The 15,711-nt window shown below is 59.3% G+C and carries 14 protein-coding genes; 11 read left to right on the plus strand and 3 right to left on the minus strand.

Annotated elements, in window-relative coordinates:
* Nucleotides 1-128 precede the first annotated feature (128 nt).
* The 4 genes from ACIPLA_RS16125 (at nucleotide 129) to ACIPLA_RS16140 (ending at nucleotide 5,097) form a co-directional block, all read left to right on the plus strand.
* The gene (locus tag ACIPLA_RS16125; protein WP_218397940.1) at nucleotides 129-2,018 is read left to right on the plus strand and encodes a methyl-accepting chemotaxis protein; all 1,890 of its coding nucleotides are present in this window, start codon (nucleotides 129-131) and stop codon (nucleotides 2,016-2,018) included.
* 196 nt (nucleotides 2,019-2,214) lie between these two features.
* Entirely contained in the window at nucleotides 2,215-3,336 is a 1,122-nt protein-coding gene (locus ACIPLA_RS16130; RefSeq protein ID WP_192343856.1) for a glycosyltransferase family 1 protein, read from the plus strand.
* On the plus strand, nucleotides 3,329-4,105 hold the full coding sequence (locus tag ACIPLA_RS16135) for a DUF2334 domain-containing protein (protein WP_218397942.1): 777 nt from the start codon (nucleotides 3,329-3,331) through the stop codon (nucleotides 4,103-4,105). Before ACIPLA_RS16130 ends, ACIPLA_RS16135 begins: the two co-directional genes overlap by 8 nt.
* Nucleotides 4,102-5,097 (plus strand): lysylphosphatidylglycerol synthase transmembrane domain-containing protein, encoded by a 996-nt coding sequence (locus tag ACIPLA_RS16140; protein ID WP_218397944.1) that lies wholly within the window; start codon nucleotides 4,102-4,104, stop codon nucleotides 5,095-5,097. The genes ACIPLA_RS16135 and ACIPLA_RS16140 overlap by 4 nt, the downstream gene beginning before the upstream one ends.
* Nucleotides 5,098-5,176: 79 nt before the next feature.
* Here the strand turns inward: ACIPLA_RS16140 and ACIPLA_RS16145 are convergent, their stop codons facing one another.
* Together ACIPLA_RS16145 and purU are read right to left on the minus strand one after the other, a co-directional pair.
* Nucleotides 5,177-5,353, minus strand: coding sequence for a hypothetical protein (locus ACIPLA_RS16145; protein WP_185022263.1), 177 nt, complete (start codon nucleotides 5,351-5,353; stop codon nucleotides 5,177-5,179).
* Nucleotides 5,354-5,435: 82 nt separating this feature from the next.
* Nucleotides 5,436-6,284 carry a formyltetrahydrofolate deformylase gene (purU, locus tag ACIPLA_RS16150; protein WP_008072448.1) on the minus strand — a complete coding sequence of 283 codons (849 nt, stop codon included), beginning with the start codon at nucleotides 6,282-6,284 and terminating at the stop codon, nucleotides 5,436-5,438.
* A 327-nt stretch (nucleotides 6,285-6,611) separates the two neighbouring features.
* Here purU and mvaT point away from each other — a divergent pair, with 327 nt between their 5' ends.
* The gene (mvaT, locus tag ACIPLA_RS16155) at nucleotides 6,612-6,989 is read left to right on the plus strand and encodes a histone-like nucleoid-structuring protein MvaT (RefSeq protein WP_007933316.1); all 378 of its coding nucleotides are present in this window, start codon (nucleotides 6,612-6,614) and stop codon (nucleotides 6,987-6,989) included.
* A 98-nt stretch (nucleotides 6,990-7,087) separates the two neighbouring features.
* Here the strand turns inward: mvaT and sbcB are convergent, their stop codons facing one another.
* Nucleotides 7,088-8,518 (minus strand): exodeoxyribonuclease I, encoded by a 1,431-nt coding sequence (gene sbcB, locus ACIPLA_RS16160; RefSeq protein WP_401174116.1) that lies wholly within the window; start codon nucleotides 8,516-8,518, stop codon nucleotides 7,088-7,090.
* A 170-nt stretch (nucleotides 8,519-8,688) separates the two neighbouring features.
* Here sbcB and ACIPLA_RS16165 point away from each other — a divergent pair, with 170 nt between their 5' ends.
* From ACIPLA_RS16165 to ACIPLA_RS16190, 6 genes are all read left to right on the plus strand, one after another.
* Nucleotides 8,689-9,414, plus strand: coding sequence for an RDD family protein (locus tag ACIPLA_RS16165; protein WP_218397947.1), 726 nt, complete (start codon nucleotides 8,689-8,691; stop codon nucleotides 9,412-9,414).
* The gene (locus tag ACIPLA_RS16170) at nucleotides 9,411-10,388 is read left to right on the plus strand and encodes a stage II sporulation protein M (RefSeq protein WP_218397949.1); all 978 of its coding nucleotides are present in this window, start codon (nucleotides 9,411-9,413) and stop codon (nucleotides 10,386-10,388) included. Before ACIPLA_RS16165 ends, ACIPLA_RS16170 begins: the two co-directional genes overlap by 4 nt.
* Nucleotides 10,375-11,919, plus strand: coding sequence for a DUF4129 domain-containing protein (locus tag ACIPLA_RS16175; RefSeq protein WP_218397952.1), 1,545 nt, complete (start codon nucleotides 10,375-10,377; stop codon nucleotides 11,917-11,919). Before ACIPLA_RS16170 ends, ACIPLA_RS16175 begins: the two co-directional genes overlap by 14 nt.
* On the plus strand, nucleotides 11,916-13,079 hold the full coding sequence (locus ACIPLA_RS16180; RefSeq protein WP_401174121.1) for a DUF4350 domain-containing protein: 1,164 nt from the start codon (nucleotides 11,916-11,918) through the stop codon (nucleotides 13,077-13,079). The genes ACIPLA_RS16175 and ACIPLA_RS16180 overlap by 4 nt, the downstream gene beginning before the upstream one ends.
* Nucleotides 13,076-14,077, plus strand: a complete 1,002-nt coding sequence (locus ACIPLA_RS16185; protein WP_218397956.1) for a MoxR family ATPase — start codon at nucleotides 13,076-13,078, stop codon at nucleotides 14,075-14,077. Before ACIPLA_RS16180 ends, ACIPLA_RS16185 begins: the two co-directional genes overlap by 4 nt.
* Before the next feature lie 169 nt (nucleotides 14,078-14,246).
* On the plus strand, nucleotides 14,247-15,578 hold the full coding sequence (locus tag ACIPLA_RS16190; RefSeq protein ID WP_218397958.1) for a DUF58 domain-containing protein: 1,332 nt from the start codon (nucleotides 14,247-14,249) through the stop codon (nucleotides 15,576-15,578).
* Nucleotides 15,579-15,711 lie beyond the last annotated feature (133 nt).

The following is a 15,711-nucleotide window of genomic DNA, read 5'->3' on the forward strand; positions in this document are numbered from 1 at the left end:
GACTGAAAATAGCGTCGGTAATTCCCTAAGGAGAGGTGGAAATATCAGCTTACTTTCAACACTGCCCATTTTGCGCGCCTTTATAAAAGCACGCCCTGGACATTAAGACTTTAGCGGACCCCCAAGCCATGAATAAAAATCTGCGCTTCAGCCATAAAATACTGCTTGCCGCCGCCCTCATCGTTATTGCTGCCTTCGCCTCGTTCACGTTGTACAACGACTATCTGCAGCGTAATGCGATACGCAACGACCTGGACAACTACCTGCAAGAAATGGGCAGTGTAACGGCCAACAATATCCAGACCTGGCTGGCCGGACGCAGCCTGCTGATCGAGAACCTGTCACAAAACGTCGCACTGAACGCCGACACCGACAACGTCTCCAAACTACTCGAACAGAAGGCGGTAACCTCGACCTTCATGGGCGCTTATCTGGGCAACAAGGATGGCACCTTCATCATCCGCCCTGACAGCAAGATGCCCGACGGCTATGACCCTCGCGCCCGGCCTTGGTACAAGAGCGCCCAAAGCACCGGCGGCTCGGCACTGACCGAACCGTACATCGACCTGGCGTCCGGTCAACTGGTCATTTCCATCGTCAACAGTGTGCTCAAGGACGGTCAAAGCATCGGCGTGGTCGGTGGCGACTTGAGCTTGCAGGTGATCGCCGACAGCCTCAACGCGCTGGACTTCGACGGCATGGGTTACGCCTTTCTGATCAGCGCCGATGGCAAGATCCTGGTTCACCCGGACAAATCCCTGGCGATGAAGTCCCTGAGCGAGGCGTACCCGAAAAACACCCCGCGCATCGGCAGCGAACTCAGTGAAATCGACGTCGACGGCAAGACCCGCATCGTCACGTTCACTCCGATCAAAGGCCTGTCCTCGGTCAATTGGTACATCGGCCTGTCGGTGGATAAAGACAAAGCCTTCTCGATGCTCAGCGAGTTCCGGACCTCGGCAGTCATCGCGACCATAATTGCCGTGGCGATCATCATCGCCTTGCTCGGCATGCTGATCCGCCTGCTGATCCAGCCGCTGCACGTCATGACCCGCGCCATGGAAGACATCGCCGACGGTGAAGGCGACCTGACCAAGCGCCTGACCATCCAGAATCAGGACGAATTCGGCATCCTCGGCACGGCGTTCAACCGTTTCGTGGAACGGGTTCATACCTCGATCCGCGAAGTGTCCTCGGCCACCGGCCAAGTCAACGAAGTAGCCCTGCGTGTGGTGGCAGCCTCGAACTCGTCGATGTTCAATTCCGACCAGCAAGCCTCGCGCACCAGCAGCGTTGCCGCGGCAATCAACCAACTCGGCGCCGCGGCCCAGGAAATCGCCCGCAACGCCGCACAAGCGTCAAGTCAGGCCAGCGACGCGCGCAGCCTGGCCGAAGATGGCCAGCAGGTGGTGGATCGCAGCATTGCCGCGATGAATCAGCTGTCGACCATGCTCAGTGCCTCGAGCACCAACATCGAATCGCTGAACAGCAAAACCGTGAACATCGGGCAAATTCTCGAAGTGATCACCAGCATCTCCCAGCAAACCAACCTGCTGGCGCTGAACGCCGCCATTGAAGCGGCACGGGCCGGTGAAGCCGGGCGCGGTTTTGCCGTGGTGGCCGACGAAGTGCGCAACCTGGCGCACCGCACACAAGAGTCGGCGCAACAGGTGCAAACCATGATCGAGGAGCTGCAAGTCGGCGCCCGGGAATCGGTCAGCACCATGAGCGACAGCCAGCGCCACAGCCAGGACAGCGTGGAAATCGCCAACCTGGCCGGCGAACGCTTGAACAGCGTGACGCTGCGCATCGGCGAAATCGACGGCATGAACCAGTCCGTGGCCACGGCGACCGAGGAACAGACGGCGGTGGTTGAATCGATCAACGTGGACATCACCGAGATCAATACGCTGAACCAGGAGGGCGTGGAAAACCTGCAATCGACGTTGCGGGCATGCTCGGACCTTGAACAGCAGGCTTCGCGATTGAAGCAGTTGGTGGGTAGTTTCCGGATTTAAGTCGCTCTTGAGGGCCCCTTCGCGGGCAAGCCTCGCTCCTACGGGATCATCACTGGCCCTGTAGGAGCGAGGCTTGCCCGCGAAGACGGTCTGCTAATCCCCGCAAAACCTCGCTGACACCCTCCGCCGCAAAACCCCAAACGAACATCTATCCTTCATATAGGTCAACCCAAGGGAGAACAAACGGACCGGAGGGATGTTCATCGTGCATATCGCTGACATAACCATGTTCTACGCCCCTGCCAGCGGTGGCGTGCGCACTTATCTGGATGCCAAACACCGTCGCCTGGGCAGCAAGCCAGGCATTCGTCACAGTCTGCTGATTCCTGGGGCTCATTTGAGTGAACAGGATGGTATTTACACGGTTCCGGCCCCTGCCCTGCCCTTTGGCAAGGGTTATCGCTTCCCCCTCCGTCTCGCGCCGTGGCGCAATGTCCTGCAGGATTTGCAGCCTGACCTGATAGAAGCCGGCGACCCTTACCTGACTGCCTGGGCCGCTTTGGACGCCAAGCGGCAGCTCGATGTGCCGGTGATCGGTTTTTATCACTCGGACCTGCCACTGCTGGTCAGCAATCGCATGGGCAATTGGGTTACACCCAATGTCGAAGCTTATGTCAGCAAGCTTTATAGCAACTTCGACCGGGTTCTGGCACCGAGTCAAATCATGGCCGATAAACTGATCGGGTTGGGCGTAAAAAACGTTTTCGTACAACCGCTGGGCGTCGACCTGCAAACGTTCACCCCCAATGCACGGGATCCAGATTTGCGGGCCGAATTGGGCATCGATGAAAATACACACCTGCTGATCTTCGCCGGCCGTGGGTCCAAGGAAAAAAACCTGCCGGTGCTGCTCAAATGCATGAAACGCCTGGGTCGTCGTTACCATCTATTACTGGTGGGCTCATCAATGCCGACCCTGGTACCGCGCAATGTCACCGTCCTCGATGAGTTCTACCCGGCGGCGCAAGTCGCGCGCTTGATGGCCAGTGCCGATGCGCTGGTGCATGCCGGTGATCAGGAAACTTTTGGCCTGGTGGTCCTTGAAGCCATGGCCAGTGGCATTCCGGTGGTGGCCGTGGCGGCTGGGGCTTTTCAGGAAATTGTCACCGATCAATGCGGCCTGCTTTGCGCGCCGAACAATCCAGCAGCGATGGCCAACGCGGTGCGCGAACTGTTCAGTCAGGGCAGCGCCGCGCTGGGCAAACAAGCCCGTAGCCATGTCGAGCAGCATTACTCTTGGGATATCGTGGTCGACAGCCTGCTGGGGCACTATCACGCGGTACTCGGCACTCAATGGCCACTGATCGCCAATGGTTGAGCCCATGAACGCGCCCAGCCTGATACTGGTATTGCACGACGTTGCGCCGCAAACCTGGCCCGATTACCAAGCCTTTGTCGAAGCCGTCGACGCATTGGGTAAGGTGCCGATCACCTGGCTGGTGGTGCCAAATTTCCACAAACATAACGACCTGGCTGCGTATCCGGCGTTTCGACGTTTGCTGACCCGCCGCGTCGCTCGCGGCGACGAACTGGCACTGCACGGTTATTTCCATTGCGATGAAGGGCCAATCCCCATCACGCCCCGAGACTGGTTCATGCGCCGAATCTACACCCATGAAGGCGAGTTCTACGACCTGCCTCTGGAAGCCGCCCTCTCCCGCCTGCGTGCCGGAATCGAGGTGTTTCACCGTTATAACTGGCCACTGGAAGGTTTCGTCGCCCCGGCCTGGCTGATGAGCGAAGGCACCCGCCAGGCCTTGCGCCAGGTACCGCTGCGCTACACCAGCGACTCGCAGCATCTGTATCGTTTGCCGGATTTCACCGCAATCGATGCCCCCGGTCTGGTCTGGAGCGCACGCAGCGCCTGGCGCCGCGGTCTGTCGAAAATCGTCAGCGATCAGCGCGAGCAACGTTGGCGCCAGGCGCCGGTGATTCGTCTCGGCCTGCACCCCGTGGACATGCGCCATGAGTTTTCGCGTCACTACTGGCTGCACACCCTCAAACGCTTGCTCGACGAGGGACGTGTGCCGATGACCAAGGCCAACTGGCTGACACAGCAACGCGACGTCGTCGGTCGCGCCGCATGAGCCGCGGGATTCTGCTGGTCGTCGCCCTGCTCGCTGCGGTGCTCATCCCGTCGTTGCTGGGCGGCGGCGAGACATGGTCGCGGTTGCAAAGCTTTCCGCTGAAATGGTTGCTGGTCATGTTCGGCATGATCCTGCTGTGCTGGATGCTCAACACCCTGCGCTTGCGCCTGTTGCTGGGAGATCAGCGCGGCAAGATCAGTCACGTCAAAAGCCTTGGGGTGGTGATGTCCGCCGAATTCGCTTACTGCGCCACTCCCGGTGGCAGTGGCGGACCGCTGACCATCATGGCCCTGCTGGCACGCCACGGCGTACGACCGGCCAGGGGCAGCGCCGTGTTCGCCATGGATCAGTTGAGCGATCTGCTGTTTTTTCTCTGCGCACTGAGCGGGATTCTGATTTATGCACTGTTCCAGCACCTCAGTCAGCGCATGGAATGGCTGCTGACCGTCAGCGCCATCTCGATGTTTGGCGGACTGTTTAGCTGCGTATTGGCGGCTCGCTACCACCGCTCGCTGATTCGTCTGAGCGGTCGGTTGCTCGCTCATATCAATGTCAAAGGCACCACCCGGATGCGCTGGGCACGAAAACTCCTGCACTTCCTGGCGGCGTTCACTGACACACTGAAGTTGCCCTTTCAGACATTGATCACGGTGTTTGCACTGACCTGCCTGCATTGGCTTTTGCGCTATAGCGTGTTGTATCTGGCGTTACGTGGGCTGGGCATGGACTTGCAGTGGGCCTGGTGTTTTCTGATCCAGATGCTGTCGCTGAGTGCAGGGCAGTTCAGCCTGTTGCCGGGCGGGGCCGGAGCGGCGGAATTGACATCGGCGGCGCTGCTGGCGCCTATGGTCGGGAAGTCCACCGCGGCGGCGGCGATTCTGATCTGGCGGACAGTGACTTATTACTTCTACCTGGTGGTCGGTGGTCCGGTGTTTTTGCTGATGCTCGGGCGGCCATTGCTCAGGAAGCTGATGAAGTTCAAACGGGCTTAAAAGATCGCAGCCTTCGGCAGCTCCTACATTAGGGTATACACCGCGCCCTTGTAGGAGCTGCCGAAGGCTGCGATCTTTTTCAGGCGCCCCCGACTGCATCGTCGCAATCGCCCTGCAACTGCTCCCACAACTCGGCTGCGCCGGGAAACTCCGTGCCGTCTTCGGCGCTCAGGTCATCCGGGTCATAGCGACTCAAACAGCCCTCACCCAATGTGGCGGGTGCCTTGGAAGTGGCTTTGTCCAATGGATCGGCCATGGTCATGTTCTCAGTGCAAAAAACGGCGAAGGGCCTGCAGCGATTGAACGCCCAGGCCCTTCGAATTTCAACCGTATGGCTATCAGAACACCACGGTTTTGTTGCCATGCACCAGCACCCGGTCTTCCAGGTGATAACGCAGACCACGGGCCAGCACCATTTTCTCGACGTCACGACCGAAGCGCACCATGTCTTCAATACTGTCGCTGTGACTCACGCGTACGACGTCTTGCTCGATGATCGGACCGGCGTCCAGCTCTTCGGTGACATAGTGGCAAGTGGCGCCGATCAACTTCACACCGCGCATCGAAGCCTGGTGATACGGCTTGGCACCGACGAACGACGGCAAGAAGCTGTGGTGAATATTGATGACTTTATGAGCATATTCGCTGCACAACTCGGGCGGCAGAATCTGCATGTAACGGGCAAGTACCACCACTTCCGCTTCGTGCTGTTTGACCAGGCGCGAGACTTCGGCGAAGGCCGGTTCCTTGTTCTGTGGGTTGACCGGGACATGGTAGTAAGGAATACCGTGCCACTCGACCATGCTGCGCAAATCATCATGGTTGGAAATCACGCAAGTGATTTCACAGTCCAGTTCGTCGCTGTGCCAGCGGTGCAGCAAGTCGGCCAGACAGTGAGATTCACGGCTGGCCATCAACACCACGCGTTTCTTCTGCTCGGTGTCGGTGATACGCCAATCCATCGAGAACTCTTCGGCGATCGGTGCAAACGCTTCACGAAAGGCTTCGATACCGAAAGGCAGCGAATCGGCACGAATTTCGTGACGCATGAAGAACCAGCCACTGAGATTATCCGAGTGATGGCTCGCTTCAGTGATCCAGCCATTATGTGACGCCAGAAAGTTACTGACTTTAGCAACGATGCCGACGCGGTCCGGGCAAGCAATCACCAGCCGAAAAGTGCGCATGAGGGGGAAACTCCAGAACTTCGCAAAGGCCGCCATTCTAGCGATTGCGCAGCAAAACTGCAGTATTGATGACGTATGGCCTTGCCCGCAGGTCCGGTACAGGTTCTGCAAGCACACGCGGCCCCACGCGATGGTGTTCTTGCGGGCAATCTTCAAGAGGTCAACTGTGAATATTTGTGACGCTATTTAACTGTCACTCCCATGTGTGTCCTGTTCCGCAACTAATTTAAATAAAACTCCGGTTAAATGTTTACTTGATGAAACACCCTGACTATTATTGTCGCACTGTCACCTGCCATCCCAGCGCCCCAACATAAGGTAGTCCTCATGTCCTTGATCAACGAATATCGCGCCACCGAAGAAGCTATCAAAGAGCTGCAAGCCCGTTTGAAGAATCTGTCCCAAGACGACAAACTGCAAACCGAGCTGGAATTCGAAGGCAAACTGCGCACCCTGATGGGCGAATACTCCAAATCCCTGCGCGACATCATCGCGCTGTTGGATCCAGAGTCCAAAACCAAGGCTCCACGTGGCGGCGCAGTAAAAACTACTGGCACCAAGCGTGCTCGCAAAGTTAAACAATACAAAAACCCGCACAATGGCGAAGTCATCGAAACCAAAGGTGGCAACCACAAGACTCTGAAAGAGTGGAAAGCCAAGTGGGGCGGTGATGTGGTTGAAGGTTGGGCTACCCTGCTGGGCTAAGCCGCAAGCGTGTCGCAGACTGATCCGCGACCAAAAGAACGCCAGCAAATGCTGGCGTTTTTTTATGCCTGAAATTCAAGCGCAAATTATTTTCGTTTTCAAAGATTCAAACGTTTGCGTAATGACTGGACATGATTTTGCCATTCATCCAGAACCTCTCGCTGAAACGATGTAGCACTAGTCGTCAATTGAGCCGCCGCCTCCAGAAAACTATCCAGCGTATTTGGCGCGCCCCACTCAGGTGCACACAAACGTTTCTGACAGAATATTCGCCAGCGTTCTTGCTCTTCCAGGCTCAACGTATCGGGAAAGTTGCGTGCGCGATAACGAAACAATAATTCAGGCAAACGTTCATCATCGAAAGGCCACTGTTCTTGTGCTAATTGCGCAGGGTCGGCAGACCTGACTTGCTCACATAGGCGCCGGTCCCGATCACCGATAAAACCGTCGTATAACTGTTGCTCGGGGTCTTGGCTCGGAGAGAAATCGTCGCTGGCGTAAATGTCTGCCACTTTATCTCGCCAAACTTGTTGTGCGTCACTTAGCCGCAGCGCCCGCTCCTGATAAAGCGCCATATCCAGCCCCAGACGTTGCTGATCTACAGGACGGAGTACCGATAACGGCGCCACTACCGGGCACTTGTTTATGTGTATGAGCTTGAGCGGCACCGGCAGTTCGCCTTCGGCCAAGTCATCGCGGCGGGTATAAAGCCGCTGACGCAAGGTTTCGGCATCCAGATCAAGCAGCCCCTGAGGGTCCAGGTGTAAGTCACAGACAATCAGCGCGTTGCGATTACGTGGATGCCAGGCCAATGGCAGTACCACACCCACATAGTTGCGGGCCGCCGAGAAGCGCCCGGAAATATGCACCATCGGCTGCAACAGCCGAATTTGATCCATGACCTTTTGTTTACTGCGCAGTTGAAACAGCCAGTCATATAACTTCGGCTGTTTTTCCCGAATCAGGCGCGCCAAAGCGATAGTGGCGCGCACATCCGACAGCGCCTCGTGCGCATGCCCATGATCGATACCATTGGCGGCAGTCAGACGTTCGAGTTTGAGCGTGACCCGCCCCTCGTCGTCCCTGGGCCAGACGAGGCCATCGGGACGCAAGGCATAAGCGGCGCGCACCACATCGATCAAGTCCCAGCGGCTGTTGCCGCCCTGCCACTCCCGTGCATAGGGGTCGAAAAAGTTTCGATACAGGCTGTAACGGGTCATCTCGTCATCGAAACGCAGCGTGTTGTATCCGGCCCCACAGGTGCCGGGCGCCGCGAGCTGGGCATGAACCCGAGTCATGAAATCGGCTTCGCTCAAACCTTGTTCGGCCAGACGCGTGGGCGTAATACCGGTGATAGCACACGCCGCCGGATGAGGCAGGATGTCGTCACTGGGCTGGCAATAAAGGTTGACCGGTTCGTCTATTTCATTGAGATCGAAGTCGGTGCGAATCCCCGCCACTTGCAGCGGGCGGTCGCAACGGGGGTTGATGCCAGTGGTTTCATAGTCGTACCAGAAGATCGAGGTCACGGGCTGTTCCTGAACTGAAGACCGGCGAAGTCTAGGCGCACATAGGCCGCCCCGACCAGAAATCTTGTCATTCAATCACCTCTGACCACGCACCGTGCAATACATAGTTATGTCGTTTTCCCCCGAGAGGCTGCTAGCATCCGACGGACCAGGCCACATCAAGGTTGCCCATGCTCGACACCACAGCACTGCCAGGGAAAGCGACGCTGTCCCGGCCACTGGACACGCGGTATCACGTCGAAACGCCCGAAGGCATCGACTTGCCGCTGCGCCCGGCCGGGTTGATGGTACGTGCGCTGGCGTTCGCCATCGACCTGGGCCTGCGCGGGATGATGCTGGGCCTGCTGTTCATTGTGTTGGCGTTTCTCGGAAAACTCGGCGCCGGGCTGGGTTCGATTCTGCTGTTCGTGGTGAGCTGGTGGTACATGGTGCTGTTCGAGGTGCTCAATCAGGGCCGCTCGCCGGGCAAGCAGTGGATGGGATTGCGCGTGGTGCATGACGATGGCACGCCGATCGGCTGGTCCGCGTCCTTGCTGCGCAACCTGCTGCGATTTGTCGACATGTTGCCATTCGGCTACTTTCTCGGAGCAATCAGCTGCCTGCAACATCCCACCTTCAAACGCCTCGGCGACCTGGCCGCCGGTACGCTGGTGATCTACCGCGAACAACCGCTCACCCGACCGCAATTGCCCGACGTCCCGCCACGGCGCGCAGCCTTCACGCTGACGCTGACCGAGCAGCGCGCCATCCTCGGGTTTGCCGAGCGCCAGGGTGAACTCTCCGAGGCGCGGGTCAACGAGCTCGCCTCGATACTCGCGCAACCGTTGCAGGTATCGAAGCCGCAGGCGGTGGCCGAACTCAACGGCATCGCCCGCGGACTGTTGGGCCCCACATGAAGCAAAGCCTTTTCGAAAGTCGCCACAGTGCCGAATGGGAGCAGTTTGCACTCATGCTTGAACGGCTGGAACGCGGCAAGAACGCCTCAGGAGTCGCCAGTTTCCCCAGCGATTATCGACGGCTCTGCCAACACCTGGCCCTGGCTCAGGAACGCGGCTATAGCAGTTTCCTGATCGATTCATTGCAGCAACAGGTCCTGCGCGGGCATCAACAGCTTTATCGGCATCGCAGTCGACTGGGTGCCAACGTGTTGAGTTTCATCCTCGCCGATTTCCCGCGACTGGTGCGTGAGCAGTGGCGTTTCGTGCTTGCCGCCAGCCTGATGTTTTTTGGCAGCCTGATCGGCTTCGCGTTGCTGGTGTACCTGTTCCCCGACCTGATCTACAACCTGATCCCGGCCGAGCAAGTCAGTGAGATGCAAAGCATGTACGACCCCGTCGCCGGCCACCTGGGACGTTCGGCCGAACGGGCGGCCAGTGAAAACTGGGTGATGTTCGGTTACTACATCATGCACAACATCGGCATCGCCTTTCAGACCTTTGCCAGCGGTTTGCTGTTTGGCCTGGGCAGCGCGTTTTTCCTGTTCTTCAACGGGTTGATGATCGGTGCGGTGGCCGGGCACCTGACGTACATCGGCTATGGCCAAACGTTCTGGTCGTTCGTGATCGGCCATGGCGCCTTCGAACTGAGCGCCATTGCCCTGGCCGGCGCCGCAGGCCTGCAACTGGGCTGGGCCTTGATCGCGCCGGGGCGTTTGCCTCGCGCCGAAGCCCTGCAGTTGGCGGCGCGCAAGAGCGTGTTGCTGATTTGCGGGGTCATGCTGTTTCTGCTGATTGCGGCGTTTATCGAAGCCTACTGGTCGTCGAGGACCGGGCTCGCGCCGCTGACCAAATACCTGGTCGGCGCGGCGCTCTGGTTGTTGGTGGCGACTTATCTGCTGTTTGCCGGACGGACTCGCCATGCGCCTGAGTGATGCCAGTGTGGTGATCCGCCCGCGCACGACCTGGGAAGCCATGGACCTGGGAGTGCTGCTGAGTCAGCGCCATCGACGCCTGTTGATGACCAGTTGGGCCATCGTGACCTTGCCGATCTTCGCTCTGCTCACCTTGCTGTTGTGGGATTCACCCTCCCTCGCCGTATTCCTGTTCTGGTGGCTCAAACCGGCGTTCGATCGGCTGCCGCTGTACATCCTGTCCAAAGCCATGTTCGGCGAAACGCCCACACTGAAGCAGGCCCTGCGCCAATGGCCGCGCCTGCTCAAACCGCAATTGCTGGCCAGCCTGACCTGGCGTCGCCTGAGCCTGAGCCGCAGTTTTCTGATGCCGGTGGTGCAACTCGAAGGTCTGGCGGGCGAAGCACGCCAACAACGTTTGCGCGTACTGCTGCAGCGCAACGCGGGTGCCGCCCAATGGCTGACGATCATCGGCGTGCATTTGGAAACCGCGCTGTGGATCGGCTTGATGGTGCTGTTCTACATGCTCTTGCCGCAACAGGTCGAACTCGACTGGGGCTGGCAGACCTTGATTACCGCCGCCACCCAAGACTGGCGCTGGCTGGAACACCTGACCAATACCTTTTACGCTCTGGTGCTGATTGTCTGGGAACCGATCTATGTGGCCTGCGGTTTCAGCCTTTATCTGAACCGGCGCACGCGGCTGGAAGCCTGGGACATCGAGCTGATCTTTCGCCGATTGCGCCAACGCTTGACCAGCGCGGTCGTCCCGCTGCTGCTGGCCGCGATGCTGCTGGTGCCGACGGCGGAAAGCGTCTGGGCCACCGAACCGGTTATCTCACCGGACTCTGCGCGTCTGCTGGAACAACCTCTGACCAGCCAGGCATCCCGGGACAGCATCAAGGCCATCCTCGAGCAGCCGCCGTTCAAGAACAAGGAAACGGTCACGCGCTATCGTTTTGGCGAAGACAAACCCGCCCCCGACACTGCGGACAATGGTCAAACACCCGCCTGGCTGAAGGCGCTGTTTAGCTTGCTGGACAGCCAACGCTTTGGCGTATTGGCCAACCTGATCGAAGTGTTGCTGTGGGGCACAGTGATCGGCGCCATTGGGCTATTGATCTGGCGTTACCGCGACTGGCTGCAGGCCTTTGTCAGCCGTCGACCCACGTTAAATCGTAAAGTCGCGCGGCCGTTACCGCAGCAGGCGTTCGGCCTGGACCTCAATCGCGAAACCCTGCCCGCCGACATCGCCGCCAGCGCCGAAAGCCTCTGGCAGACCCATCCCCGTGAAGCCCTCGGGTTGCTCTATCGCGCCCTGCTTAGCCACTTGCTGCACGATTTCAACATGGCGCTCAAGCCCGCCGACACCGAAGGTGAAGTTCTTCAGCGGGTCGAACAACTGCAACAACCTGCCTTGCTGGCCTTCAGTAAAAACCTCACCGGGCACTGGCAGAACATGGCCTACGGGCATCGCCTGCCTCCGGCGCATTTGCAGCAGGAACTCTGTGACGGCTGGCGCGCGTTATTCGGTCCCGGAGCGGCCCGTTGAACCGGCGTTTGTGGCTTTCGGTCGGTGCGTTCATCGCCCTGCTCGTGTGTGCGCTGAGTGTTTACCTGTATTTCAAGGCCATACCCTATCAGGCAGAAATCGATCACGGCCCGTCCCCCGAAGCCCAGGCCAACCCCTACCTGGCGGCCGAGCATTTTCTGCGTAAACAGGGCCTGACTGTCAGCCACGCCAACAGCCTCGACATCTTGCCGACGCTCGAGCCTCACCAGCACAGTTTGTTGTTGCTCGGCGATCGGTCGAACATGTCGCCGCGACAGGTGGATCAGGTGTTGAACTGGACCCGGGCCGGCGGACGTCTTTTATTTGTCGCCGAAGCCCTGTGGGATGAGAAGACCGGTCAGAGCAATGACCTGCTGCTCGATCGGGTGCAGGTGCACCAGTCCCTGAGCAAAGACCTCAAGGAACTGCCGCCCGATCCTGAAGACGACCCCTACCCCAAACTGACCAAGCTGTACCTGGAAAACGAAGAGGCGCCGGCCTACGTCAGCTTCGATACCGCGTTCCATCTCGACGACCCGAAAAACCTCGCCCAGGCCTGGGCCAACAGCGGCAAGGCCACGCACATGATGCAACTGGCTCACGGGCTGGGTTCGATCACCGTGGTCACCGACGCCGACCTCTGGAAAACCCCGGTCATCGACCAGTACGATAACGCCTGGCTGCTGTGGTACCTGACGGCCGACACCGACGTGACCCTGCTGTTCAATACTGATCACGACAGTCTGCTGACCTTGCTGTGGCGCAACTTTCCACAAGCACTGGTGGCCCTGATTGCCTTGATTGCCTTGGGGTTCTGGCACGTCGGCGTGCGCAACGGCCCATTGCTCGAACCTGCCCCAAGGGCGCGTCGTCAACTTCAGGAACACCTGCGTGCCAGTGCCGATTTCATGCTCCGTCACAACGGTCAGCACAGCCTGTTGCAAGCCTTGCAACAAGACATCCTGCGTCGTGTCCGTCACCGTCATCCCGGTTTTGAACAACTCGGCGTTGCCGAACAATGGCTGGTGCTCGCACGCCTGACTGGCCAACCCACACGCGCCATCAGCCAGGCCATGAGCCCGCGACCGAAGCAGCGGCTGCCCAGCGCTGAATTCAGCCGTCAGGTCGCCCAGCTGCAAACCTTGAGGAACGCCTTATGAGTGAACAGATCGAGCCCGGCACACAGACCCACGCCGCCCAGCAGCGCCAGCGCGCCAGTCAGTTGGCCCAAGCGATAAGAACAGAATTGCAAAAAGCCGTGATCGGCCAGAACACTGTGATCGACGACGTGCTCACCGCCCTGATCGCCGGCGGCCATGTGCTGCTCGAAGGCGTGCCGGGGTTGGGCAAGACGTTGCTGGTGCGTGCCCTCGCTCGCTGCTTCGGCGGTGAATACGCACGCATCCAGTTCACCCCGGACCTGATGCCCAGCGATGTCACCGGGCACGCGGTGTACGACTTGCAAACCGAGCAATTCAAACTGCGCAAAGGCCCGCTGTTTACCAACCTGCTGCTGGCCGACGAGATCAACCGCGCCCCGGCGAAAACCCAGGCGGCGCTGCTCGAAGCCATGCAGGAACGCCAGGTCACCCTCGAAGGCCGCGCCCTGCCGATCGCGCAACCGTTCATGGTACTCGCCACGCAAAACCCCATCGAACAGGAAGGCACTTACCCGTTGCCGGAAGCCGAGCTCGACCGCTTCATGCTCAAGGTGCGCATGGACTACCCCGATGCCGATCAGGAACTGGACATGGTGCGCCAGGTCAGCCGCTCGACCCGCGCCGACATGCTCGACGTGCAACCGCTGCGCACCGTGTTGCAAGCCAAGGACGTGCTGGCCTTGCAACGCATTGCCAGTGATCTGCCCATGGACGATCAGGTACTCGATTACGCCGTGCGCCTGGCCCGCACCACCCGAACCTGGCCGGGGTTGACCCTCGGCGCCGGGCCACGCGCTTCAATCGCGCTGGTACGTTGCGCCCGCGCCCGGGCCTTGTTGCGCGGCGGCGAGTTTGTGATTCCGGATGACATCAAAGGTTGCGCGCTGTCGGTGTTGCGCCATCGGGTGCGGATTGCCCCGGAACTGGACATCGAAGGGCTGGAAGTCGATCAGGTACTCAAACAACTGCTCGATCAAGTGCCGGCGCCGCGCCTGTGACCACAGTCATGCGACGCCTCCTTGTGGCGAGGGAGCTTGCTCCCGCTGGGTTGCGCAGCAGCCCCAAAACCAGTCGACGCGTACTGTCAGGTAAAACGCGTCTACCGGTTCTACGACTGCTTCGCAGCCGAGCGGGAGCAAGCTCCCTCGCCACAAAAGGTGTGCGCTGATGAAGCCTTCTCGCCTTCTCCTGATCTGGCTCGCGCTACTGTTGGCCATCGGCATCGTGCTAGGCACGTTGCGAGCCTTGGACATCGCCATTCCATCCAGCCTGTTATCGATCAACTGGGGATTGCTCCTGGCGCTGCTGGCCCTGGCGATACTCGATGCCATCCGCCTCAAACGACTGCCCTCGCCTCGTGTGCAACGGCATATGCCCGGCAGCCTGGCGCTCGGTCGATGGGGCGAAGTACGGCTGGAGGTCGAGCATGATCTTGCCCAGCCCTTGAGCATTCAGCTCTTCGACCACGTGCCGGACGGCCTGAGCTTCGAAAACCTGCCACTGCCAGTCGAGCTGCAACCCGGCCTGCGCAGCCACATCGGCTATCGGCTACGCCCCCTCAAACGCGGCCATTTCACCTTTGAACACTGCGAAATCCGCCTGCCAAGTCCGTTGGGTCTGTGGCTCGACAAACGCATTCTGAACCTGACCCACCACACCCGCGTCTACCCCGACTTCGCTCACCTCTACGGCGGCCAACTGTTGGCGGTAGACAACTGGCTCAGTCAACTCGGCGTGCGTCAGCGTCAACGCCGTGGTCTGGGTCTGGAGTTTCACCAGTTACGGGAATTCAGAGAAGGCGACAGCCTGCGTCAGATCGACTGGAAAGCCACTGCGCGCCAACGCACGCCAATTGCCCGGGAGTACCAGGACGAACGCGATCAACAGATCATGTTCCTGCTTGACTGCGGCCGGCGCATGCGCAGCCAGGACGGTGAACTGTCGCATTTCGACCATGCACTCAACGCCTGCCTGCTGCTCAGTTACGTCGCGCTACGTCAAGGTGATGCGGTGGGCCTGTGTACCTTCGCCAGCGACTCGCCACGCTACCTCGCTCCGGTCAAGGGCACAGACCAGCTCAACGTGTTGCTCAACACCGTCTACGACCTGGCCAGCACGCAACGCCCTGCCGATTACCCAGCCGCCATCAACCAGCTGCTGGCCCGACAAAAACGCCGGGCACTGGTGGTACTGGTCACCAACCTGCGAGACGAAGACGACGAAGAACTGCTCACCGCCGTCAAACGCCTGGGCCGTCAACATCGAGTGCTGGTGGTCAGCCTGCGCGAAGAGGTGCTCGACAGTCTGCGGCACGCGCCGGTACAAACATTGCCCGAGGCGCTGGCCTATTGCGGGATAGTGGATTATATGAATGTACGGGCAGAGCTCCATGAGCAGTTGAGTGCTCATGGTGTTCCGGTGCTGGATGCTCGGCCCTCAGAACTGGGGGCCGAGATGGTGACGCGGTATATGGGATGGAAAAAAGCTGGAACGATGTAATGGCCAATCCCATACAAAATAGTCATGTCACGATATGAATATAATGTGCGAGCACGTATGACTAGCTCCCACCCCAGAGTAATTACGAGAAGCAGTCCCACCCAACAATCTGATAGCTCTATCACAAGGAATC

It is taken from the genome of Pseudomonas sp. NPDC086112, assembly GCF_044746425.1.
Classification (GTDB): domain Bacteria; phylum Pseudomonadota; class Gammaproteobacteria; order Pseudomonadales; family Pseudomonadaceae; genus Aquipseudomonas.